The 23,406-nt window shown below is 66.3% G+C and carries 19 protein-coding genes and 1 pseudogene; 10 read left to right on the top strand and 10 right to left on the bottom strand.

All coding sequences use genetic code 11. The features are described 5' to 3' along the window. The first annotated feature begins 88 nt into the window (after positions 1–88). From K1J60_RS22850 to K1J60_RS22840, 3 genes are all read left to right on the top strand, one after another. Positions 89–1,765 (top strand): Eco57I restriction-modification methylase domain-containing protein, encoded by a 1,677-nt coding sequence (locus K1J60_RS22850; protein ID WP_220647817.1) that lies wholly within the window; start codon positions 89–91, stop codon positions 1,763–1,765. A 14-nt stretch (positions 1,766–1,779) separates the two neighbouring features. After that, complete coding sequence (locus tag K1J60_RS22845; protein WP_220647816.1) at positions 1,780–2,538, top strand: PaeR7I family type II restriction endonuclease; 759 nt, start codon at positions 1,780–1,782, stop codon at positions 2,536–2,538. A 111-nt stretch (positions 2,539–2,649) separates the two neighbouring features. Then, on the top strand, positions 2,650–4,716 hold the full coding sequence (locus tag K1J60_RS22840; protein ID WP_317619723.1) for a protein kinase domain-containing protein: 2,067 nt from the start codon (positions 2,650–2,652) through the stop codon (positions 4,714–4,716). Positions 4,717–5,341: 625 nt separating this feature from the next. On the opposite strand, the pseudogene K1J60_RS22835 reads toward K1J60_RS22840, so the two are convergent. From K1J60_RS22835 to K1J60_RS22825, 3 genes and pseudogenes are all read right to left on the bottom strand, one after another. Next, positions 5,342–6,568, bottom strand: a pseudogene (locus K1J60_RS22835) (tyrosine-type recombinase/integrase); the annotation flags it as partial. Positions 6,569–6,579: 11 nt separating this feature from the next. Further along, positions 6,580–6,876, bottom strand: a complete 297-nt coding sequence (locus K1J60_RS22830) for a helix-turn-helix domain-containing protein (protein WP_220647813.1) — start codon at positions 6,874–6,876, stop codon at positions 6,580–6,582. 168 nt (positions 6,877–7,044) lie between these two features. After that, positions 7,045–7,584: a helix-turn-helix domain-containing protein gene (locus tag K1J60_RS22825; protein ID WP_259407868.1), complete on the bottom strand. Its 540-nt coding sequence runs from the start codon at positions 7,582–7,584 to the stop codon at positions 7,045–7,047. A gap of 281 nt (positions 7,585–7,865) precedes the next feature. Between K1J60_RS22825 and K1J60_RS22820 the strand changes: the two genes are divergently transcribed. From K1J60_RS22820 to K1J60_RS22800, 5 genes are all read left to right on the top strand, one after another. After that, positions 7,866–9,386 (top strand): DnaB-like helicase N-terminal domain-containing protein, encoded by a 1,521-nt coding sequence (locus tag K1J60_RS22820; protein WP_220647812.1) that lies wholly within the window; start codon positions 7,866–7,868, stop codon positions 9,384–9,386. A gap of 372 nt (positions 9,387–9,758) precedes the next feature. Beyond that, positions 9,759–10,742 carry a DUF2637 domain-containing protein gene (locus tag K1J60_RS22815; protein ID WP_220647811.1) on the top strand — a complete coding sequence of 328 codons (984 nt, stop codon included), beginning with the start codon at positions 9,759–9,761 and terminating at the stop codon, positions 10,740–10,742. A 125-nt stretch (positions 10,743–10,867) separates the two neighbouring features. After that, positions 10,868–11,536, top strand: a complete 669-nt coding sequence (gene mobC / locus K1J60_RS22810; RefSeq protein WP_220647810.1) for a plasmid mobilization relaxosome protein MobC — start codon at positions 10,868–10,870, stop codon at positions 11,534–11,536. Then, complete coding sequence (locus K1J60_RS22805; RefSeq protein WP_220647809.1) at positions 11,533–13,260, top strand: relaxase family protein; 1,728 nt, start codon at positions 11,533–11,535, stop codon at positions 13,258–13,260. The genes mobC and K1J60_RS22805 overlap by 4 nt, the downstream gene beginning before the upstream one ends. 188 nt (positions 13,261–13,448) lie before the next feature. After that, positions 13,449–13,841: a hypothetical protein gene (locus K1J60_RS22800; protein WP_220647808.1), complete on the top strand. Its 393-nt coding sequence runs from the start codon at positions 13,449–13,451 to the stop codon at positions 13,839–13,841. Positions 13,842–13,911: 70 nt separating this feature from the next. Here K1J60_RS22800 and K1J60_RS22795 read toward each other — a convergent pair whose 3' ends face one another. The 3 genes from K1J60_RS22795 to K1J60_RS22785 form a co-directional block, all read right to left on the bottom strand. Beyond that, positions 13,912–14,178 carry a hypothetical protein gene (locus K1J60_RS22795; protein WP_220647807.1) on the bottom strand — a complete coding sequence of 89 codons (267 nt, stop codon included), beginning with the start codon at positions 14,176–14,178 and terminating at the stop codon, positions 13,912–13,914. 639 nt (positions 14,179–14,817) lie between these two features. Then, positions 14,818–15,480 carry a DUF317 domain-containing protein gene (locus K1J60_RS22790; RefSeq protein WP_259407867.1) on the bottom strand — a complete coding sequence of 221 codons (663 nt, stop codon included), beginning with the start codon at positions 15,478–15,480 and terminating at the stop codon, positions 14,818–14,820. A gap of 343 nt (positions 15,481–15,823) precedes the next feature. Beyond that, entirely contained in the window at positions 15,824–16,876 is a 1,053-nt protein-coding gene (locus tag K1J60_RS22785; protein WP_220647805.1) for a DUF6602 domain-containing protein, read from the bottom strand. A gap of 763 nt (positions 16,877–17,639) precedes the next feature. Between K1J60_RS22785 and K1J60_RS22780 the strand changes: the two genes are divergently transcribed. Continuing rightward, a complete protein-coding gene (locus K1J60_RS22780; RefSeq protein WP_220647804.1) occupies positions 17,640–19,826 on the top strand; it encodes a protein kinase domain-containing protein in 2,187 nt (728 codons plus the stop codon). Between the two features lie 415 nt (positions 19,827–20,241). Here K1J60_RS22780 and K1J60_RS22775 read toward each other — a convergent pair whose 3' ends face one another. From K1J60_RS22775 to K1J60_RS22760, 4 genes are read right to left on the bottom strand one after another with little or no spacing between them, the layout of a single operon-like run. After that, positions 20,242–20,421: a DUF397 domain-containing protein gene (locus K1J60_RS22775; protein ID WP_259407866.1), complete on the bottom strand. Its 180-nt coding sequence runs from the start codon at positions 20,419–20,421 to the stop codon at positions 20,242–20,244. 20 nt (positions 20,422–20,441) lie between these two features. Next, complete coding sequence (locus tag K1J60_RS22770; RefSeq protein ID WP_220647802.1) at positions 20,442–21,296, bottom strand: helix-turn-helix domain-containing protein; 855 nt, start codon at positions 21,294–21,296, stop codon at positions 20,442–20,444. A gap of 7 nt (positions 21,297–21,303) precedes the next feature. Continuing rightward, positions 21,304–21,828, bottom strand: coding sequence for a DUF6879 family protein (locus tag K1J60_RS22765; protein ID WP_220647801.1), 525 nt, complete (start codon positions 21,826–21,828; stop codon positions 21,304–21,306). Continuing rightward, entirely contained in the window at positions 21,788–22,207 is a 420-nt protein-coding gene (locus K1J60_RS22760) for a hypothetical protein (protein ID WP_220647800.1), read from the bottom strand. Before K1J60_RS22760 ends, K1J60_RS22765 begins: the two co-directional genes overlap by 41 nt. Positions 22,208–22,405: 198 nt before the next feature. On the opposite strand from K1J60_RS22760, the gene K1J60_RS22755 reads away from it, so the two are divergent. Further along, positions 22,406–22,774, top strand: coding sequence for a hypothetical protein (locus tag K1J60_RS22755; protein ID WP_220647799.1), 369 nt, complete (start codon positions 22,406–22,408; stop codon positions 22,772–22,774). Positions 22,775–23,406: the final 632 nt, after the last annotated feature.

Genomic DNA, 23,406 nt, shown 5'->3' with positions numbered 1-23,406 from the left:
AAGGAGCTGTCTGAAAGTGGCTCGACGCCAACGCCACTCGTTCGTGGACGGAGTCCGTGGCCGGATTCCTCCCTAGTAGGGTCGGGACGTGGCCACTCCTCTGCTCTCTGACACCGACCTGCACGCGCTTCCCGCCCTTCCCAGGGAGGCTGTGGAGCACGGCGAGGTCTTCACGCGACGCTGGGTGGTCGACCTGATCCTCGACCTCCTCGGCTACACGGCCGACAAGGACCTCTGTGACGCGAAGCTCGTCGAGCCGGCCTGCGGCACAGGTGCGTTCCTTGCCGCCGTCACCTCGCGAATCAGTGCCTCGTGCCGCACGCACAATCGCCCGCTCGAAGATGCGCTCGCAGCGGTCCGAGCTCTGGATCTACTGGATCGCAACGTGGAGCAGAGCCGTGTAGTCGTCGAGAAGCAGCTGGTGGAAGAGGGGTGGCAAACCGAGGAGGCCCGCCAGGTGGCAGCCGCCTGGGTCGAACAAGGCGACTACCTTCTCCAACCCGATGCAGACCACCGAGCCGACTACGTGGTCGGCAATCCTCCGTACATCCGTCTCGAAGACGTCCCCGACGATCGGATGGCGGCCTACCGCACAGCCTGCTCCACCATGGGTGGCAGAGCGGACATCTATGTCGGCTTCTATGAGGTCGCTCTGCGAAGCCTCAACCCCGGAGGGCGACTGGGCTTCATCTGCGCCGACCGCTGGATGCGGAACCAGTACGGCCGTCGGCTCCGCCAGCTGGTGACCAGCCACTTCAGCATGGACCTAGCCCTGGTCATGCACGACGTGGACGCTTTCGAAGATCAGGTTTCGGCCTATCCGGCGATCACGATCATCTCGAACCGGCCCCAGGGCGAAGCAGTGGCAGCGGACACGACTCGGGCGTTCGGCAGAATCCAAGCCCGCGAGTTCGCCGACTGGTACGCAAAGCCCGCATCGGAGTCGGTCACCACCACGGCGTTCCAAGCCGCCCGCATGCCGCACTGGTTCCCGGACGAGGATTCATGGCCAGCGGCCTCGCCAGCCAGGCTGGCGGTTCTGGAGGAACTCACTGAGCGCTTCCGGCTGTTGGAGGACGACAAGACCGGGACGCGTGTCGGTATCGGCATCGCCACTGGCGCTGACAAGGTCTTCCTCACGAAGGACGAGGACTTGGTCGAGAGCGACCGGCTGCTGCCCATGGCCATGGTCCGCGACACCACGAGCGGCGCGCTCAACTGGAACGGTACCTACCTGGTCAACCCGTGGACGGCCGAAGGCGACCTGGTCGAGCTCTCCGCCTACCCCCGGCTCGCCGCGTACTTCGAGGAGCACGGGGCTGCCTTGCGGAAGCGCTACATCGCGGTCAAGCAGCCTAAGCGCTGGTTCAAGACGATCGATAAGGTCGATCACCGTCTGACGCGACGGCCCAAGCTGCTGTTTCCGGACATGAAGCTGACGATCCACCCGGTCCTGGATCAAGGCGAGTTGTACCCTCACCACAACCTGTACTTCATCGTCTCGGACGTCTGGGACATGCGGGTACTCGGTGGCCTACTGCTGTCCAAAGTCGCGGAAGCGTTCGTGGAGGCGTACGCGGTCAAGATGCGAGGGGGAACGCTTCGCTTCCAGGCGCAGTACCTCCGCAAGATCCGCGTGCCCCATCCGGAAGCAATCAGCGAGAGCGACAAGACCGCCCTAGCGGAAGCGTTCGACAAGCGCGACGTGAAGGCTGCCACGGAGGCCGCCCTGCGTGTCTACGGGCTCGTCGAGCTGCCCGACTAGGGAGGGAACGGATCTTGACGGTCACCCGCCAAGACTTCGAGGACGCTATCGCTCAGTACTGGGGGGCCAAAGCGTCACAGAACGATCTGTCAGCCATCAAAAATGCTGTTGGTGCCGGCACCGCGGGATCTGTCCGTGGCGGCAAGCACTTCGACAGCGTGGCCGGTCTGATCTCCAAGTTCTTCCTGGAGGCGGGGTACCCGAAGGAATCGATCCGTGTAGACAAGGATCTCGAACTTCCAGGCCACTACCGCCCGTTGAAGAAGTGGGACATAGTCATCGCCCACGAAGGAACCCTCATCGCCGCCTTCGAACTCAAAGCTCTCGGTGGCCCCTCCTTCTCGAACAACTACAACAACCGGGTCGAGGAAGCGCTGGGGAGCGCAGTCGACCTGCAACGTGCAGCACTCACGGAGTGGTACCCCGGATCACGGCCTTGGCTCGGCTACTTCTTCATCATGGAGGACCACCCCAAGTCAAGGAACGCGGTTCGCCTGGCCTCGAACCCTGCGTACCCCCCGGAGGACATCTGGCAGGGCACGTCTTACCAAGACCGCTTCGCGATCTTCTGCAAGAGGCTGCTGGAAGAAGGGCTCTACAACACGGCCTGCTACATCACCTCCTCCAGGGACAACCCCAGCCCTGGAGAGCCCGAGGAAGCGTTGGACTGGCGCCACTTCTCCGCAGCGATCACGGGTCGGCTCGCAGAAATGAAGGCGCTGGGGATCCCCGCGGCCAACGCCAGCCAGCAGCACACTGACGGACTGTTCTGACCTGCCCCATACATGACTGGCCCGGAGTGCGACCTGTACCGGGCCAGTGTCAGCCCTCGTCTGTAGCCTCTAGGGCGATGGCCGCGATCAACACTGAGCGGGGGTAGCCAGGTGGCCGAGGCGCTAAGGGAAGCAGCTCGAACCTTCTGGGCAGAGGATCGTCGGCGTAGTGAAGCACGCATCAGCGCTACCGGCCCGGATGGCTCCCTAGCCAGTGCCGCGGCAGTGCGGCGCCCCTGGGCCCGTTTCACTGAGCATGTGGTCGAAGCCCTTGTCGAGCGTGGCGTCGATCGTTCTTGGATCCAGGTCGGCCGCGACGCCAGGCTGCCGGGAGCGTACGGCCTGAGCGGTTCGGCATGGGACCTGGTGGTGCGCAAGGACGGGATTCCGCTCGCAGCGGCTACTTTTACGCAACTCGGCGGGCCAGGATCCACGAATAATATCAATAACCGCATCCAAGATCTGACCTCGACTGCCTTTTCCGTCAGGCAGCACGACGATGACGATTTTCAACCTTACCTCGGGCTCTTCTTCATCCTTGAAGAAAGCGACCGCGTAAACGCCCCAACACGTAGGCCGGGAGAAAGCGGTGCCGCACGCAGCGGACCGTCACACAAGCAGCGGCTAGCCGAGACCTTTGCGCAGTTTTACAGCGACGGACTCTACGACAAAATCGCCTACGCCTCCTCCACCACCGGGGAGAATCCATCGCTCTACGAACCTCGCGCCGATATGTCCATCGAGGGATTCATCGAGGGCTTCGCGAAGAAAATACTGTCGCACTCCTTCAGCCCCCTCCTGAAGCTGTGGGGCGATCTGACGAAAGTTCCACCGCACCTTGACCGTTACCGAGAGGTGATTCGAGGAGGGCGGGGCATAAAGAAGGACTACAGCCTTGACCGCGTCCCCATCGAAGAAGGCGGTCAAGCGGCGGTATTCCGCGCCTCACATAAGACTTCGGGCGTCGAAGTGGCATTCAAGCGGCGGCTATCCCAACGGGAAAACCCCAGCGCCCGAATGCGCAGAGAAATCGATATAGCCGAGCTGCTAAATGACCACCCGAACTATATGCCGATCCTTGATTTTGAGCAGGATCACAGATGGTTCATTATGCCACTGGCTGAAGCGACGGCCGAGGAGAAGCGCGAACAACTGCGAGAATCTGATAACCTGCGTGAACTGATAGGTTCCATGGGTTCCATTCTGGATAAGGCGCACCAACAAGGCTGGATGCACCGCGACATCAAGCCCTCAAATATGCTTCTCCTCGACGGCCGGTGGACCCTCGCAGACTGGGGAGTGGTGCGGAGGCCACGGGGGCAAACGACCAAAGTCGGCCGGACGGGCCACTTTATCGGCACCGAAGGATTCGCAGCCCCCGAGCTCTTCATAAAGCCTCACGAAGACGCCACGGCTGCCAGCGACATCTACAGCCTCGGGCGAGTGATCGCATGGGCTCTCACTGGCGAGATGCCCCAATCGAATGTTGAACTGCTTCCTCCGCCCGGGCCCTGGAGGAACATCGTAAGAGCCGCGACGCAGCAGGAAGCCGAGCGTAGGCCACAAAGCATCGACGAGCTGCTAGATCTCATCGATCGCGAATTCAGCGAGCCTCATGAGCCGGCCGTAGCACGTGCCGAAACACTGCTTGATGCCGCCAATTCGGGAGAGTCCCATGCCACCGACGCGTTCCTTGAACTCATCGCTAGCCACCCGGACGACTACGGTCTGCACCTAGATGTTCTGCCTCGGCTGCAGCCAGAGCTCGCAGTACCATCGATGTCTCACAACTCCAGGCAAGCCATCACCCTATTGAGAGCATTGGCCAAGCACGTGGATGGCAACGGAACTAATCCGGTGAAATTTGGTGAAGCAGCGCGCGCCGTCACGTGGCTTCACGGAATAGCCATCAGTGCGGCCAGCAGCAATGAATGGGACCTCCTCGATGAATCCATCCGTGCCATGTGCGAATGGGACGGAAACTGGGATCAGTGGCGCCCACAAGACGCCATCAGGTCTTGGCTGTGCACGTTGAGAGGAGACGTCGCGAGGATCGTGGCCCCTGCATTTCGCGACCATCCGGATTCCGCGCGTCATTTCGCCGAGCTGGCGGACGATCGCGCTGTGGATCCAGGAATACGCCAAGCCATCCGTGCAGCCACTGAACGGCACAATTAATTGCAGTCCGGCAAGAAAGAGGCGTCGCCGATCCGGCCGTGCAAACTCACGGCCGGATCGGCGACGAAATTTAGCGACCTACCGCATCGCCGTACCTGGCAGGATTCCTCGACCGATCCACAGCCTGTGCGCATGCCTCGGCATAGGCCGTACAAACGGCACCCTTGTCCGTACCACGAACCTGAGCCTCTACTTCCTGGCCTGGGCGCCGTGTGGTGTGCCACCGGACCGGCAGGTCCGTGTACAGCTCGGTCTCGAACTCCCAGGCCAGCACGGACCACTGCTCATCGCGGCCGATGTTGAGGCGTTCGCCACCGGGCAGAAACACGGCGTGGGCATGATGAACGAGCCGGCGGTCGGGCATCCGGTCACGGATAGCCCGGACTCCACCAGGTCCCTCGTGCTCCCACTGTGGCCGGTCCCACTCCTCCACGTGCGCAGGCTTACCGGGGCGATCGGCGCCCCACTGGGAGACCACGGCTTGGGCGTGCTCGTGGTGGAGAAACGGAACATACCGCTCGCCGAGACAGGCCACGTACACCATCGGCTCCGCTGGTTCGGGGCCCTGGCTCAAGCCAGGCACGGAACCTCCAGGTGTCGGCGGGAATTGGTGAGGTGTTGAGCCCCAGATCAGGGCGCCGACCTTCGCGGCGGTCTGCTGGAGAACGGAACTGGTGAGGTGCTGGTACCGGCTGCGCATCCGGGCGGACTTGCCGGGCTCCCAGCCCATGATCCGGTCAACAACCGTGTCTGGGACACCAAGGAGGAGTAGCACGGTCGCCGCGGTGTGACGGGCGTCGTGGAGGCGCCCGTCACGGACGTTCGCCGCTTTCAACAGGTCCTTCCACTTGTGGAAGTCGGTGTTGGGGTTGAGCGGCTCGCCGATCGGCGAGGTGAACACGTACCCCTTCTCCTCCCACAGGTCACGGGCGAGCGTTCGTTCTCGCTCCTGTTCCTCCTTGTGCCGCCGCAGCAACTTGAGCAGCTCCTCGGGCATGCCGATAGGGCGCTTGCCGGCGCGGGTTTTGGTGTCCTTGGTCTCGCGCCGGATGTTGATCTTCTGCGGGCAGTAGCCGGGCTTGCTCCGTCCGCACTTGTCGCCGCAGCCGTGCTTGTATCGGGGTCGCAGGCGTCCTCGGCGTACGAGGATCACACCGTTCGCGAAGTCGACGTCCTCCCACTTCAGGCCAAGAACCTCGCCTTGACGCAGGCCGAGCGCGAGTGCGATGACCCAGCGGGCGGTGTTGCGCTGCTTGCCCGCTTCGAGGAGGAGGCGCTGGACCTCCTCGACCGTGTACGGCTCGACCTCCTCCTCTTCGAGCTTGGGGGCCTTGGCGATGGAGGCCGGGTTGGTGGTGAGGTGGCGGCGGCGTACGGCCTCGTTGAGCGCGGTGCGGATCGTGCGGTGCGCCTGGTGGGCGGTGCCGGCGGCGCTGCCGTTCGCCTGCATCTTGCGGTAGAAGCGCTCCACGTGCTCCGGCTCCAGCTTCTCCAGGCGGTGCGCGCCCAGGCCGGGTATGAGGTGGTGGTAGACCGCCACGCGGTAGCCGTCGATGGTGTTCTCGCCGACGCTGGGGGCGGCGATGTTCTCGACCCAGTGGGTCAGCCACGTTTGGACCGTCCAGCTCTGTCCAGCCTTGGCAACACCGGTGGAGTCGCGCTGTTTCTCCAGCTCGCGCACGACCTTGGTGACCTCGGCACGCGTCTTGCGGCTGACGTGGCGGCGGTCAGGGGTGCCGTCGTCCTTGACGCCGACGGTGACGCGGCCGTGCCAGCGTCCGTCCTTGCCGAGGTAGATGGACGAGGCGCCGTTGGGCTGGCGGGACGTGCTGGGCTTCTTGGGCTTTGCCATGCGCGCCCGCCTCAGGCCGCGGCGTCGAAGTCCGAGGCCCGAAAGCGACGGGCTAGGAATTCACCGACCGCCTCGGTGGGTATGCGGCGCAGGCTACCGATCTTGACGGAACGTATCTCCCCGGAGGAGATGTACTCGTACAGCTTGGTGCGGCCGATGCCGATCCGGCGGGCGGCTTCGGCGACGGTGAGGGCGACCAGGGTTTTGTCGCCGGCGGTTCGCCGCTCGGCCATCAGGGTGCGCAGGGCGTCTTCGGGGACGTCCAGGAGCTGGGCTATCTGGGATATGGGCAGGGCGGGCTGCGACAAGGGGGACTCCTCCCGCCGGCATCGCGGCGTCGCGGGAGCGGCAACTCCCGTCGGGCCTGGCCGGTGGCGTCGTTCAGGGATGGATGGTTGGGTGATCGGCGGCGACCTGGGGCGCCGCGCTCAGGGGTTTCTCGGCGTTCGTAGCGCCGTGGGTGGGGCAACGACCGACTACTCGTCGGCGGGTGGCTGCCCCTGGTTTCGCCGGCGTGCCTGCGAAGGGTGCAGGTTTCTCATCGCGGCTCGTTCTTCGAGTCGGAGGAGTTCGTCAACCTGTCCTCTCTGTTCAGGGCCCTTGTCCCCGTAGGCGTCGAGTTCCATTTGGATCTCGCGCAGGTGCATCTGGTTCCGGTCGATCGCCGCTCGCAGTTGGCGGTACTCCAGCGTCATCTGGACGTACGTCTGGGCGAGCTCGCGGACGCGGGGGGTGGCCAGCTCTCCTGGTGGTCCGGTCAGGTCCTGCATGGTGATGTCGAAGACCTGGCAGAAGCCGAGCGCCTCGTCGAGGTTGACCCTGCGACGGGGCTTGCCGCTCTCGATGCGCCAGATCGCCGACTGGTTGATCGGATGGCCGGCGGCGGCCATCTCCTCGGCGAGCTTCACCGTACTCCAGCCGCGGACCTCGCGTTCCAGCTTGATGCGTGCGGCGGCGTGATCCTCCGGCATCGGACGACCTGGGCCGGCGCGCTCCGTACCTTCCTCGCCGCTCATCCGCACCTCCCTTCACGCGACGACCGGGCCCACTGGGGCGAGCGTCCACAACTAAACATCATTGCGGAGTGAAATGCAAGGCGTTGCGCTTCCGAAAATCTGGGCTATGGTCATAGTCCGCTGTACAGCGGTGGACGGATCCGCACACGCGAGCGGCCCCGGTGCTACGAACACCGGGGCCGAGGTAGAGGCTCCACCGCACAACCATCCATCCCTGAACGATCGAAACCGGTACCGGCCGGGGTTGCCGCCCCATAGTGGCCTGCCGGGTGAGGAGCTCTATGCCTCAGGGTACGACCCTGCCGTCCGAGATGCCATCCCGCTTCGACGAGGGCGCCGCGCCGATGGAGCCTCCGTACAACGTGGACGCCGAACGCGCGGTCCTCGGCGCCTGCATGCACAAATCCGACGTCATCGACGTGGTCCGGCCCATCGTGGGAGAGGATGCCTTCTACCGGCCCGCGCACGAGACGATCTGGCGCGCACTCCTCGCCCAGCACCGCGAGGACAAGCCGACCGACCCGATCGTCCTGACCGAGCTGCTCCAGCAGCAAGGGGACCTGGAGCGCGTCGGTGGCCGTCCCTACCTGCATCAACTCGCCGACGTGCACTACGGCACCGGTGGCGCGGAGCACCACGCGGAGATCATCCGCGAGAAGGCCAACCTCCGCCGCCTGCTCGCCTCCGCGATCCACACCGTCCAGCGCGCCCAGGAGCCGGGCGCCGACCCCGAGGCGATCCGCAGCGAGGTCGAAGCGGAGATGCGGGCCGAGCGCGAGCGGGCACTCGCCTCGGGCCAGGGCCGACTGAACCGCTTCGCCGTCGACGGGTGGTCCTTCGTCAAGGAGACCGGCGCGGACGCCGAGCCCCTGTGGGGCACCCGGGACAAGACCGTCTGGGCGCCTGGCGAGAGCCTGATGATCGTGGGCGCACCCGGTGTCGGCAAGACCACCCTGGCCCACCAGGTGATCTTCGCCCGCCTCGGCCTGTCGGAGACGGTCCTGGAGATGCCGGTCGCCCCCAGCAGGCGGGTGCTCTACCTGGCCATGGACCGGCCCAAGCAGATCGCCAAGGCCATGGCCCGCCGCGTCTTCGACACCGACGAGGCGATCCTGCGTGAGCGGCTCGTCGTCTGGGAAGGGCCACTGCCCGCCACCCTCGACAAGGAGCCCGACCTCCTCGCCGACCTCGCCGCCGCCCACCAGGCCGACACCATCGTGATCGACAGCCTCAAGGACGCAGTGAGCACGATGGTCGACGACAGCCTCGCGGTCGCCTTCCACAACGCCCGCATGCGCGCCCTGCGAGGCGGTGTGGAGATCCTGGAGCTTCACCACCAGCGCAAGGCCACCGCCGACGCCCCGCGCGGCCAGCGCCCCAGCCTGGACCAGGTCTACGGCTCCACCTGGATCACCGCCGGCGCGGGCAGCGTCCTGTTCGTCACCGGCCGGGCGGGCGACCCCGCCGTCACCCTGCACCACCTCAAGACCCCCACCGGTGAGGTCGGCCCGCTGGACGTCACCCACGACCACAAGCGCGGCACCACCACGGTCGACCCGACCAAGGACCCCGCCGTTCTGCTGCGCAACGCTCCAGGCGGCATGACCGCCCGCGACCTGGCGACCGTCCTCATCGGTGGAGGCGACCCCGAACGCGCCGACGTCGAAAAGGCACGGCGCCACCTGGCCCGCCTGGTCGACAGCGGCCTGGCCACCAGGGCCGACGGCGTCGCCGGAGGAGCCGGAGGCGGGCAGCAGACCCGCTACTACGCCTCCTCCCGCCACCTCACCGCCGTCGGCTGAGCCCCCTGCCAGCCAGCGCGGAGCGATCACGCGACCGTACACGCGGCCCTCACGCAAGCACCCCGCCGTGAACCGTTCACAGCGCGCACGCTCGCCGCGAAACCGCAGGTAGAGCGATCACGCGAGCGTCCACGCCGTACACGTGCCCAGGCGATCACGCGCGGGCCCCCCTTTAGAAGGGGGCCCGCGTGAACGCCCCCTCCGTGAACGCCGCTCACCCCCACCCCCGCAAGCCTCACTCCCCCCGGAGCCCACGCCCTTGCACTCCCCTGCCCCGAGCGCCCCGGCAGCCATACGCGGCAGCCGCGTCGGCATGGCCCTGCTTCCGCTCGCCCCGGCCGCCGAGCACTCGTACCCGCTGGAGGTCGTCGCGTGAACCGCAATGGACGCATCACCCTCGTCGTCGGCTTGGTGGCCGTCGTCCTCATGGCCTTCCGGGTCTCGTGGAACGCGCTGTCCGACGTGGCCCGCGCCATCGGCGCCGACCCCACCGCCGCCGTGCTCTACCCGATCGTCATCGACGGGCTGATGGCCCTCGCGCTGGTCGCCACGCTCGTGCTGACCGGTAACGACCGGAAGTTCGCGCTGCGGGTCCTGGCGACCTACACGATCGCCAGCCTCCTGCTGAACTACGTGCACGGCCTCATCCCGGCCCTACACACCGAGTCGGTCCAGTGGGGCCGACTGGCCGACTGGGACCCCGCGAACTGGGCCCTCGTACTGCTGGCGACCTCGCTCCCGGTCGGGTCGATCTACTTCGGGTCGGACCTCGTGGCGAAGGTGCTGCACCACAACCCCGAGTCGGCTGACTCGGCCGAAGCAGCCTTTGCCCGGTCGGAGAGTCGGCAAGCCGACGAGCAGGCCACACGGTCGACGTCTGACCAGGCCGAATCGGCCCCCGAGCAGCTGACCGAGTCGGCCCCCGTGAAGGTCGCCAAGGCGCCCGTGACGAGGCCGACCCAGGCCGACGAGTCGGCCCCCGCCACCCGACCGCCCCGGTCGGCCGCCGCCGTGGAGTCGACCGGAGCCGCCCCGCGTCGGGCGACCGGTCGGGTCCGCGCCACCGCCAAGTCGAACGCCGACCGCACCCGCACCGACGCCGAAATCCTCGACGAGGCTCGACTCCTGACCGCCGAGTGGAGCGACGACCGGCTGACCGCGGAGCGTCTGCGCGGCGAACTACGGATCGGCCAGAAACGCGCCCGCGCTCTGCGCGACCAGCTGCAGGCCGAGCGCACCAGCCAGGCCGAGCCCACCGAGTACGACGGCGTCGAGGCCGAGCCTCTCGACGGGCTCGATGAAGCCGTCTCCCAGCGGCAGTGGGAGCTCGACACTGCCCCCGTCGGCTCCGCCTGACCCCGCAAAACGCACCTTCGCCCCACCTTTCCGGCTCCCCCGGAGCCCCCGCGCAGACAAGCACGGGGACGCAAGGCCGTGCGAAGCGAAGCACCCGACACCAGAACCCCACGGAGAACCGTTCCATGCACGATCCGCACCGCGAACTCGCCACCCCCCAGCAGGAGATGACCACCGGCCTGAACAGCGCAGCAAGCAAGGGCGTTGGACCGTCCATCGGCCGGTCCAACGCGGACTCCTCCGCGCCGGGGGGCGCGGAGGAGCAGCTCCGGCGCGAGGGCGCGCCGGAGCAGGAGTCGGGGGCGGGCGAAGACGTCGCTGCCGAGCAGCAGACACCTGTCGTACGCGCTGCCGACGAAGCCGCGCTCTATCGTGTCCTGCGCCGCCGCGAACGCTGTGACGACGGCCGTCGCGAGGCCCGTGTCGATGCCCGTTACAGCGCCGCCGAGAAGGCCGCGATCATGGCCAGGGCCAAGGCGATGGGCATCGCCGGCGCCCACCTGGTCGGCGCGGTCGTCATGGCCTTTGTCAACGGCGAGACGCACCTGCCCGACCAGCGCACCGCCTACGACGACGCCATCGACGAATTCGCCGCCCTGCGCACCGAGATCGCCCGGATCGGCACCAACGCCAACCAGATAGCGCGCCGTCTCAACTCCGGCGGTGATCCACACCCTGTGGACGCCGCCGTCCTGGGCCGGGCCGAACGCCTCCTGGCCACTGCCCGCGACGCGGTGAAGGCCGTGGACGAGGCCGCTTACCGGGCCGCCGGGCAGAAGGCGGGCCGGGCGTGATCGCGAACATCGTCAAACCGGGCAGCAACACCCGCGGCGTACTGAGGTACATCTTCGGCCGAGGTAAAGCCACCGTGCACAGCGACCAGCACATCGTCGCCTCCTGGGACGGCTTCGTACCCGACCCCGGCCCCGAAGGCAGCCCCGGCCACGAGGAGCGGATGGACCAGCTCGTCAAGGCCCTCGACCTGCGCGTCAAACAGGCCGGCGACCAGGCCCCGGAGGGGCACGTGTGGCACTGCTCGCTGCGCGCAGCGCCCGAGGACCGCATCCTCACCGACGCCGAATGGGAACACATCGCGCGCCGCATCGTGCACGCGACCGGCATCGCCCCCACCGGCGATCCGGACGGCTGCCGCTGGATCGCGGTGCGCCACGCCGACGACCACATCCACATCGTCGCCACCAAGATGCGCGGGGACCTGCGACCGCCCCGCAACTGGAACGACTACCACCGCGCCATGACCGAACTCACGGCGATCGAGGAAGACTTCGGCCTCACCCGCGTCCCCCGCGGACGCCAGGCCGCCGCCGGCACCCCGGCCGCCAAGCGCCCCACCCGCGCCGAGCAGGAGAAGGCCAAGCGCACCGGCCGAAGCAAGGACACACGTGCAGAACTCCGCCACGTCGTCCGCACGGCGCTCGCCCGCGCCGAAGACCTTCAGGAGTTCTTCAACCTGCTCGCCGACGCCGGCCTCCAGGTCGAAACCCGCACTCTGCCCTCCGGCGACCTGCAGGGCTACAAGGTCGCCCTGCCCGGCGACACCAACGACAACGACGAGCCCGTCTTCTACTCCGGCTCCAGCCTCGCCACCGACCTCTCCCTCCCTCAGATACAGCAGCGCCTCGCCGCCGCCGAAGCTCCCGCCACCGAAACCTCACCGGCCGGGCGCCGACCCAACCCGTGGCACCAGGCCGCCACGGCCACCGAACGCATCCGCCACCACATCGACCACAGCCCCGCCGACGTCGTGCAGGCCCATCTGGTCGCCTTCGGCGAGACCCTCTACGCCTTGCCCCTCTACGCCCCCGCCCATCTGAAGGCCGAACTCCACCGGGCCGCCGTCGCCTTCGAGCACGCCGCCCACACCCGTGCCCGCGTCGACCACCAGCACGCTCGCGCCCTGCGCGGCGCGATCAAGGCGATGCGCCACCACCCCGCCGACGGCAGCGGCCTGGCGATGCTCCTGGACGCCGCCATCCTCGTCGCCACCGCCGTACAGCGCCACAACGCGCTGCGGCACCAAGACCGGCAGGTCGCCGCCGCCCGCCAAGCCCTGCTCCACCTCCGGGCCGCCTACGACCAGACAGCCCCCGCACCCCTGGCGACCATGGCCGCCCACAAGCCTCCGGCCGGCGCCGTCCGCCGGTACGTCCAGCACGTCCGTGACGCTGTTCCGGCCTACGCCGAGCAGATCCTCGCCGAACCCGCCTGGGAGGCCCTGGCCGCCGCCCTCGCCGCCGCCGAGGCAGCCGGGCACGACCCGGCCGAACTCCTCCACCACGCAGCAGGGCGGCGCTCGCTGGGCGACGCCACGTCTCCGGCCAAAACCCTCACCTGGCGCATCCAACGCCTCGGTAACCGGCACGTGCCCGGCCGCCAAGCACGGGCCGCACAAGCCCGCAGCCCTCGCATCGCCCATGTCCCGTCCACAGTGCGAGCCACCGCCGCGACACCCCCCACATCCACGCCGCCGTCATCCCACACACACCGGTCGCGGTGACCCCGAGCACCCATCAAGCAGCGGCCGAGCGCGTCGCATTCTCACCGCCGGCCTCGACCCAACAGCCCTGGCACGAAGCCTTTCCGCCCTCCTCAACCCGCCCCTTCAACCAAGGCAATGCACGCCATGCCCCCCCGAATCACTCACCAGCACAAGCCGAACTTGCGACACCACACAAGGAACCGTCCATGCCCTCCTCCTCTGTTCGCCCCGAAGTCGTCCTCCTCATCACCGACTTGGACCTCGACCGTCACGAGGACCCGTCGCGCTGCTACCACCTCGACGGACGTCCATTCACCACCGCCGAGCACCAGCTGCTCTCCACCATGACACCGGCAGAGATAGCCGCCGCGAAGGCTCAGATGCGGCTTGAGGACGAATGGGAGCGTGAACTCGACGCGATGAAGGACGCCTTCGTCGAGTTGCTCATGAAGTACTTCGCCAGGCTTCCCAAGGGCTCCGTGGTCAGCGACGCCGTCGCCATCATGACCGACGAGGACCGCACGGAGTACGAGCGCCTGGTCAAGATCGTCACCGCGCAGGACACGATGGAGTACCTCGCCGAGCACGGCGAGAACTAACCGACCACGCTCCGACGGCGGCCCACCCTGTGGGCCGCCGTCGGCGTATGAGAAGAGCGGCTCTTGTCCGTCAGCGGACTCCGGCTGCGTCGTGCTGCGTGGGGCGCTGCGGCATGCGGGTGTAGCCCTCGCCCAAATCACTCTCGTTAAACAGGCCCTTGGCCAGTGCGGCCGAGGAACGCGGAACCGACGCCGGGGCATCCTCGCCGTCTGGGCGCACCGAGACGGTCGTCGAGGAGACCGGGTCTATGGAATCAGCACTGTCGGTCGAACAGCCCGTCAGGGCCAGGACAACGGTGACATTCAGGCTGAGGAAAATCATGGTGCGAAGGCGCATACGAACCCCTTGGTGGTCGGCGACGCGGACGGACTGACCAGGCCGGCCCTTCCGGGTACCGGTAGTGCGGAGGGGTTCCGGGGTTCAGTGGCCGAGGTGGCGCAGGCTCTCCTCGATCGAGGGGGGTGGGGTGGAACCGGTCGGCGGGACCGGAGTGGCGGTTGAACCAGGCCGCGACTAAACCAGGCTCCTTCGTCTCGTGGCCAGCCCGGCAGCGCAGCCACACCGAGTCATCACGCAGGCAGAAGACAATCCAGTCCCATACGTCCCGCACCCAGGGTACGTACGGACCTCGCCACCGATGACGAGCGCGGCAGCCAACGCATCATCACCCCAGCCACGTCCTGCCGGGACGTCGCCCGCAGGTCCGGGGACAGGAAGTCGGGCGCCACAGCCTCCTCCGCGGCCGGAGCCGGTGCGTTCTGCTCGGGGATGTCGGGCCACGGCTGTGTTGCCTGTAGCTGCTGCAGCAGCGCGTAGCCCGCACGCGGGGCGTCACGGAATGCGCGGTCCTCGCGAGCGCGTCGAAAGAACAAGATCTCTTCCTCTCTGTCATCTGGCAGGCACGGGAAACGTGCCGCCGCTAAGGGAAACTGGCGAGGAACCACACAACAGCGGCTCCGAAAGGGTCAGAGCTCGTCAGCTGCGGCGGACGACGGTGAGCCGGCCCTCGGCGCTCTCGGGAACGGTGCGGCGGGGCACCGGAACCGGCGACGCGAGCGAGGAGGCGAACGCGGCAACCAGGCCGTGCGGGACGCTGGCGCTGAAACTGGCGCACCACATATACGGGGCACCAGGAACAGGGTCCGCCCAAGCCTGCCAGCCCACCAGGTCGGGACGTGGGTCGGCGTCCTCGATGAGTGGCGGCAGCATCTCCAGGGACACGCTGGAGGAGAAGCCGGGGTCCACCGCGGTGGTGCGAGGCCGATCCACGTCACGGATCCAGCCGCGGACACAGAGCGCGTTGAGGACGGTCTCGGGCCCATCGAAGCCGATGTCGGGATTCTTATGGGTGTCGATCGCCACGAGGAGATCGGCGAGGGCCTCGTACGGGATGCCGGCGGTGAAGTACGCGTTCCACGCGGTCATCACGGAGGCGGCATGCGAGCGGGCGCTCAGCTGCCAGGCCACCGGCAGCCCACCCAGCTCGAACGGGTAGGCCGCAAGGACCCATTCGGCGCCGCACAGCCCGTCTGGGCTCACGTACAGCAGGGTGCTGCGGGCGGTGGGCCACATCCGCCAGCCGAGGCCGACCAGGGTGTCGCCGATCCGCTCGGCAAGCGCGCGATCGTCACCGGCCAAGTGGCGCGGCGTGACCCAGTACAACGGGGTCTGGCGAGTCGGGACGGGAGGGGTCGCTGGGGTGGTGCGAGTTCAGGGGCGCCTCCATGAGCTCGGAGATGGATCAGTCACCATCGAGGGGAATGGCTACAGGTCGTAGGCAGAGAGGCGTCGTATGAGGTCACAGACGTCGACCATCAAGCCTGTGGCCTCTGGCGAGGTGTTGCAGGTTGACATGCCACTGGCGCCAGGCACCAGCCCTTTCAGGATCTTTTATGTCTGCCTGGGGCGAACTGATGTCCTCTGCCATTCAATCGAGGCGTTTGACAGTGAACTCAGCCGTTAGCCCTTCACGCCCAGTCGGCTACTCGAACTTGGAGCCCCACCCGCACCAGCAGTGCCCTTGCTCAAGGGAGCCCGCCTCTATTTTGGCGAGTACGTGCTCCGACAGGACGGACAGCGGCCATGAACGACTAGGACCACAGCGGAGCTCGCGGACTTCCTCGTTCTGGGATAGGCGCCAATATTCCGCCATCGCCTGACAGCTCGGAATCTTCCAGGAAATACCATAAAGGATCTTTACGATGAAGCTGAACAGCGCGCTTTCCGTCGCATTTCCAAGGCTGTGGAACCTTGCGGGGCGGAAATAACTAGTCGATACTTCACCTTCGTCGGAGATTTGATGATTCGCTTTCAGTCGCGCCCAGTCACCAGGAGAGAAATACTCCTTCCCTGGAATTACTCGCGTGTCCCTTTCGTAGCAGGCCAGGTCGGCGATGCATAGCACGTCCAACAGGTCCCGAGGGTGAGCTGCGCGGTCCATGAGCCTTTTCAGGGCCCCATCCAGGGGTGTCGGCCAGTCCCTAAGAGGGTCGAGCCGAAATTCATAGTCCGGGCCCTCCGGATCGGCATGCGACGACCACTCACTACTGTGGGCGAGGACCCCGTAAATGATCGATGAATGAAGGTTTCCATATACGGACGGCTCGTTCTCGGGTGCGAGATCACGTATGAGCCGGGCATTTTCACCGATCTTAGAGAGGTCTCGTTGGCGAAGCGTGAGTTTGCACTCGAAGGCAGCCAAAACGCCAGATGCCAGGTATTGCTTCCTCCCCAAAAGTCGCTTCGGGTAGTTGGGGCTAAGCACCAGCACATCAACTTGAGGGCTGGAGCGACCGTCCACGCCGAGGATGCGTCCCTTGGTGACCACTGGGAGAGATGGCGGGAGATAGCCCTTAAGGATCTCCTGCCAATTGCTCTCAGCCTCATCGCCCGCTGTTCCCGGATCCTCCTTCGATCTGCGTGTGATCCGCGTGTATTCCCTCGCCAACTCTGTTGCAGTTTCCTCCATGAAGTCGTGGAGGTCGTGGTGTTGCCCTTCAGATGGGCCGTCGTTGCTGGCAAGCAAGTCAGTCACGAGCTGAGCATAGAGGTCGGGACTGGCATGCGGTCCATGTCCAGCTTCGGCGCCGTTGCCGATCAGGGGGACTGCTACATGGCCAAGGCATCCGTCATGGCCCCCTGCTGACGACTCGGCAGTCTGAGGTGACGTAGCGTCGGCACTAACCACCAGCGCCGGAGAAGACGGATCTTGGCTACCGCTCTGCCTTGCCTGCGCTGTTCGGCTCAAGGTCCGGCGCGGCAGGACACCGGGAGCCGGGAAACGATCTCGGACAGCACGGGGACACCCTCAACGAGATCAGGGGCACCTTCCCAGTCACCGTCAGTACGAGCAGACTCGTTGACATCCAACCTAGTCGGCCCAAGTCAGCTGGCTGCGCACGACTAACTTCGTTGCCGAAGGACAATTGATGTCCTTGGATAGCGAAGTGAGTCGAGCAACTCCTGCCCCGTCTCCGAGGATTTAGTCCCCGTCTCAGGTGATCCGGTCCGTTTTGCTCGTGGTCTCAGGTGATCTGGTTCGCCGACTTAGGAGCGGGAGTCCCTGGGCGTCCGCGCGGAATGCGTCCCGACTCGGTTTTCGGCCCCGCCCCACTCACCGCGGCCCTCAGCTACGGCCTTCGCCGCCAAGTTTCGAAACGCTGTTCGCCATTCATCCGACTGTCGCAGAGCAGTGACGTTTCGCTGCGACTGATCCGCGCAACACGCCACCGACGGCCATCCGGGGGCTCTACGCTCACTCGCTGTCTCGGGCAAGGGCCGTGTGCAAGGGGGCTTGGGTGACGCTGCTGAAGGACGATCCCACCTGGGTGGGCAGGTACCGCTTGGAGAGCCGGCTCGGGTCGGGGGGCATGGGGGTGGTGTACCGGGCATGCTCCGCGTCCGGTCAGGTCGTCGCGCTGAAGGTGATACGCCGTCAGTGGGCCGAGAGCCCGGAGTTCCGGGCCCGCTTCCAGCTGGAGGTTGCCGCCGCCCGCATGGTCCACAGCAAGCACACGGTGCCGATCATCGACGCCGATCCATACGCAACGGACCCGTGGATGGCCAGCCGCTACATCCCGGGACAGTCCCTCGCTGCCCGTGTACGGGAGCATGGACCACTCGACGAGCCGGAACTCCGCGCGCTGGCCTGGGCGTTGGCCGGTGCTCTGGGAGACATCCACCGGGCGGGGGTGGTGCATCGCGACCTCAAACCCGGCAACGTGCTGCTGAGCGAGCGCGGCCCGCTGATCATCGACTTCGGCGTCTCCCGAGCCGTCGACGGAAGACCCCTCACCGCCGCCGGCCAGATTGTCGGCACCCCCGCCTTCATGGCACCCGAACAGTTCACCACGCCCTCTGAAGCCGGACCGGCGGCCGATGTGTTCTCTCTGGGGTGCGTGCTCGTTTTCGCCGCGACCGGACGCAGTCCCTTCGACGCCGGCAGCGCCTACGCATCAGCTCACCTGAGCAGGCACGAGAAGCCCGACCTCAGTGCTCTGCCCGAGTCCTTGCACGACCTGGTCGCGGACTGCCTGCGGAAGCCTCCGGCCGAACGGCCCACCCCTGAAGATCTGCTGTTGGCCCTGGTTTCCTCCGAACCAAAGCGAACAACAGCCCGTCATGCAGCGGTTCACACGCTGCGTATCATCACGACCCGCTGGCTGAATCAACGGGTGCCCGCTTGGCTGATGACCCTTACAGTCCTGGCATCCGCGGCAACAGGGATCGGTACGGTGGCCCTCTGGCCGTCAACTCCAGCCTCCTCGCCGACGACCAGGTCCGCCGAGGAGGGCTGGCGCCCGTGGGAGGCACGCCTCACGGGGAACGGCGGCATCCAGCGGTGTACCGCATATGACGAAGTCATCTACTGTGTCACTGGCAATGGCTCCGTCGCCCGCATCAATACGTTTGACGACGGCCGCATCGCCTGGACGAGTGCAGCGCCCGCTGACCGGTACGCCAACTTCACATCCCCAAGGGGCGGCACGGTCGTACTTGGCGTCGCCCGCGGCATGGTGTTCATCGTCCGAGAGCGTGCCCGCGAGTTACCCGACGACGGACAGGAACCACTGCGCTCCCGGATCTACGCGCTGGATGCCGACACCGGTCGGACGCTATGGACCCGTCTCCTTCCCGACATCGCATTTCCGGAGGTCCCCCTATTCCAGGTCGCGCAGTTGGTGAGGGTGAGACAGACCCTGTACATCACGGACCCGGTCAAAAACGAGATCGTGGCGGTCAACGTGGCCACCCGCAGCACCCGGTGGAAACGGCCTCTCCGTACAGACGAGGTACTCGCCGCCACGTCCGACGGACTGTACGCCCTCCAGACACTGACGAAGCGCGGTCAACACCCCAAGCGCACCGCAATCACAGCCATCGAGCCGGCAACCGGGCACACAGCGTGGACCACGACCAAGAACGGGATTCTCGACTTCGCGGCTTCCGTACCGGGCGCCCTGTACCTGGCCGAACGCACGTCGAACGGTGGCGGTGCCAGGAACACCGCGGTGATCCGCCTCGACACCCGGACCCGCGCCGACGTGCGCGTCCCCGTCCCAGGAGGTTTCAGGTGCCGCTTCGCGCCAAGCATCACGCAAGGAGCCACCGACCACTATGGGGTGGCTGATCGCGACACCTTCTACCTTGAGGGCGACGACGGCGAGACCATCGCCGTGGACACCAAGAGCAAGACCACGCGGTGGCACGGTGAACCGGAGACACCTGGCACGTTGCCCGTGCCAACCCTCCTCGACAACCAGCTCCTCTACCCCACTTCCTATGGAGAGGTGATCGCCGTGGACACCCGTACGGGCGAGCCACTCTGGCAGACCCACCCGCGTGCCGCCGCTATCAAACGCCCATGGGGCTCATTGAGCCCGGTCATGGTCGTCAATGGCAGGCTGTATGCCGTCTCCGCCCGCAACAGCGTCTTCGCGGTCGATGCGAGCCCGCCCCCACCCACCCCTGATCAGCAAGCGTGATCCTCCTGCCGCTGACGGGCGTCTGTGACAAGTGCCCCGCTCCTCACACGAATGAAGGAGCGGGGTGAGGTCCCCCCGAACGGAAATATGAGCCAGCCCTGCGTCCCAACGAGCCGCGCTTGTCCTCCAGTCTGCCCTCAACAGCCCCTCGGAAATACTGAACGCGTGGCCCACAACGTGATCTCAGTTCGAAACAGCAGAGGCGGGCCAGATCAGCTGAGACAGCATCCGGCATTCACCCACCCGGGGCCACATCATCTGAGATTCCCGGCGTCTCCACGTCTCGGCTGAACTGGTCGCCCCATGTCAGGAGCCCGACTCGGAACCAGATCAATTGAGACGGGACAACTCCCGCTGATCTGACAACTGAGGGATAATCCGCATTGTTCACAAGGCCCTATCTACGCGAACGCCATCAGTGCTCTCTCTGCTTGGCATGCTCTACGAAGGCCGTCCACGTGGCTGGTTGGACTTCGATCATTCCCCGGCCACGTGCCTTGGTGTCCCGGACCATCACCGTGGTCGGGTCGTGGTCTGCTACTTCGACGCAGTTCTGCGTTTCTGTGTAGGAGCTGGTTCGCCAGTTCGCGGTCATCGGCTGCACGGTGCGCTCTCCTAGTCGTTCGGGATCTGGTCGTAGTGCTGGATCGCCGTGGAGATGAGGTCTCGGACGGCGGTGCCGTAGACCGCTGACTGCTTCAGGAGGGCGAACGCCTTGGTGTATAGCTCGATTTCTCGGGGCTGGGAGACGGAGAACTCCGCCGAGTAGGTCTCGACGAGGACAAGTCGGCTGTCGAACATCGAGAACGCGTTGCCCGGCCAGATGAGGGTCGGGGCGGACTTGGGGACGATGCCCAGGCTGAGGCGGGGAAGGCGCATCACCGCCAGGAGGCGGTCGAGCTGTCCCTTCATCACTTCTGGGCCGCCGAAGTTGGTGTAGAGGGCCTGTTCGCCGAGGAGGACGTTGAAGATGCGCTCGCCCTGGTACAGGTACTGCTGGCGTTCGAGTCGCTTCGCCACGGCCGCTTCGGTGTCGTTGGGTATCTCGTAGTAGCTGACGCCCTGTTGGAAGACCTCGGCGGCGTAGTCCGCGGTCTGGAGGGTTCCCCAGATGAGTGTGGGGTGCCAGATGCGGAAGACCTTGGTCTTGGCGTACACCGGGATGGCTTGGCGCTGTCGTTTCTCGACGCCGGTCTGGAGTTGTCGGCGCCATTCGAGCCACAGTTCGTCGACGTGGCGGACGATCGCGACCAGGTCGCCCAGTTGGTCGCCCTGGCCGGTCGTTTCGCACCAGACGCGGATGTCGTCCTCGCTGGGGCGCTGCTTGCCGTTCTCGATGCGGGAGACCTTCGACTCCTGCCACGAGGTGGCGCGCGCGAATGCCCGGCCGCTGGCGAATCCGGCGTCCTTGCGGAAGCCGCGCAGCCGGGCACCGAGCGCTTGCAGTGCCTCTTGTGCTTGGGTGCTCACGGGTCGGTCAGGGCTTGTACTCGGGGTGCGGGGTGGCGGCGGACCACAGCAGGTCCCGTAGGCGTACGCACTCGGCCACGGTGTTCGGGTCCTCGATCAGTTCCGACCCGAGCACCCTGCCGTCGGGTGCGAAGTGGCCCACGGCGAGCAGGCGGTCGTCGTACAGCCACCAGTCGTTGCCTCCCACGGGGAAGGTGATGCCCTCCGGCAGGCGGTGCCGGGGCAGCCAGCGGATCTCCTCGCCGGCCTTCTCGTTCTGGGCGGTGGTGGCATGCTCCCACTGGATGTAGGGCGTGTGCGGCTCTGTGACCACTCGGACGCGTCGGACGGTTTTCCCTTCACCCGTGACACACCTGATGAGCCGCGTCCAGGGTTCCATGTAGGAGTAGTCGACGGTCTCGCCGCGGAGCCAGCTCGTGAACGGGCTGTCCTCGTCGGGGACGGAGTAGTCGTCCCTCAGCTCCAGATGGAATGCGTCCTCCGCGAAGCTCTCAAAGAGCTGGTTGCGCTCGGCGCTGGAGATCAGCTCCACGCGGTTCCTCCAGTAGGGCGGTGATCGCGGCCTTGGGGACCTCGACCACGGTCTCGTAGTCCGGAATCTCCATCTGGGCCAGAGCCTCGGGGTCGGTCACCTCGCGGCCCTGGACGACGAACGTACCGTTCGGCGTGAGAATCATGATCGGATCCTCGACGCGCCTGATCTCCCCGGCGGCCAGGTCGTCCTTCGTGAGGTACTCGAACAGCTCTGTGGGCACCTCCACCGCCGTCTCCCCCTCCGGGATCTCAAGCTGCATCAGCAGGTCGTTCGCGAAGATCTTCCAGCCCTGGACGAGGTAGGTGTCCCGGTCTGTGGCGTACAGGGTCGGGCAGTCGCCGACCGTGGAGTTCTTACCAAGGAACCGTAGCTTCATGGTGGTTCTCCTGTCTGCTGCCTTGCTTGGGATTGCGCGACATGACGATGGTCGATGGACTGTTGTGGGCCGTCAATCGGCTTGCTGCAAACTCGCGCAATCTCCTTGGGACTTGGGTGACGGCCGCTCTACGTTCGTCTCCGAACCCGAGCAACCGAGGCAGCCGCCGCACGTTGCGGTACCGAGGGGAGATGCGTGGTGACCACCGTGACGGACAGACGCAAGGCTCCAGCCGTCGACAACCAGCCCATCGACACGGAGCTGATCGCGGACAGCACCGACGCTGCCCTGAGGATGAAGCTGGGCACCTCCACCCGCGAGAGCATCGACATCAGGACCACGGCCGTCATCGAGCAGCTGAACCGGCTTCTCGGCATGGACCTGGGCGCGGACGAGGACCCCGACATCAGGCAACTGGTCAGACGGGCGAACAAGCTGCTGGAGCTGTCAGAGCGTCCCACGAAGGAGACGCCGGCCTTCAGCGCCTTCTTCTACATGCGCGACGTCGCCAGTCTTACCCGCCGGCTGCTGTGGGTCTGCCCGGAGGCAGGCGGCCATGCGCCCTGATCACCCCGTGCTCCTTCACGCCTCTCCCGCGCCGACACGCGCCGTCTGCGAGCCTGAGTCCGGGTTCTGGTGCGAGTGGCGTCATACGGACGGGCGGCGCATCAGCTGTGCCGCGCAGCCGACCGCCGCTTCGGCTGTGCGATGGGCACGCATTCAAGTCCGCGTCATCGCCTCGGTCGCTGAGCCGGCCTTCATCGACCTTCTCGTGGACCGACGTGCCCAGAGCTGGCTGGACGCTGTCTCAGCTCTTCAACTGGGTGTGGATTTCACGCTGCCGCTCGCAGCGGGGCCGTGCTCCTTCGTGTGGCATGCGCGCCCCGTCGCCTTTCTGCCCCTCGTCGGCCGTAACCCGATGCCCCATCTCCCAGGAGGGGGCCCGCCATGGGGGTGAGGCCAGGAGAGTTGTGGAGCCGTTTCGACTGGGCGAACGGCAGCTGCTTCAGGTGCGAGCAGACGAACGTCCCCGTGACCGAGGTGGGCGAGATCGCGGTGGCGGGCACGGCGTTTCCTCTCTGTGCCTGCCAGTGGTGTGTCTTCAGGCTCGAACAGCTCCACTGGACGATGAGCGAGCGTGCCGCCCGCCAGCGGAATGCCCCGGCTCCCGCACAGCCCCGTCCCCTCGGCCAGTGGCC

Origin of the sequence: Streptomyces akebiae, assembly GCF_019599145.1 — a bacterium.
Classification (GTDB): domain Bacteria; phylum Actinomycetota; class Actinomycetes; order Streptomycetales; family Streptomycetaceae; genus Streptomyces; species Streptomyces akebiae.
Note: the sequence above shows the minus strand (reverse complement) of the source record. Positions and strands in the feature narration are given on the sequence as shown.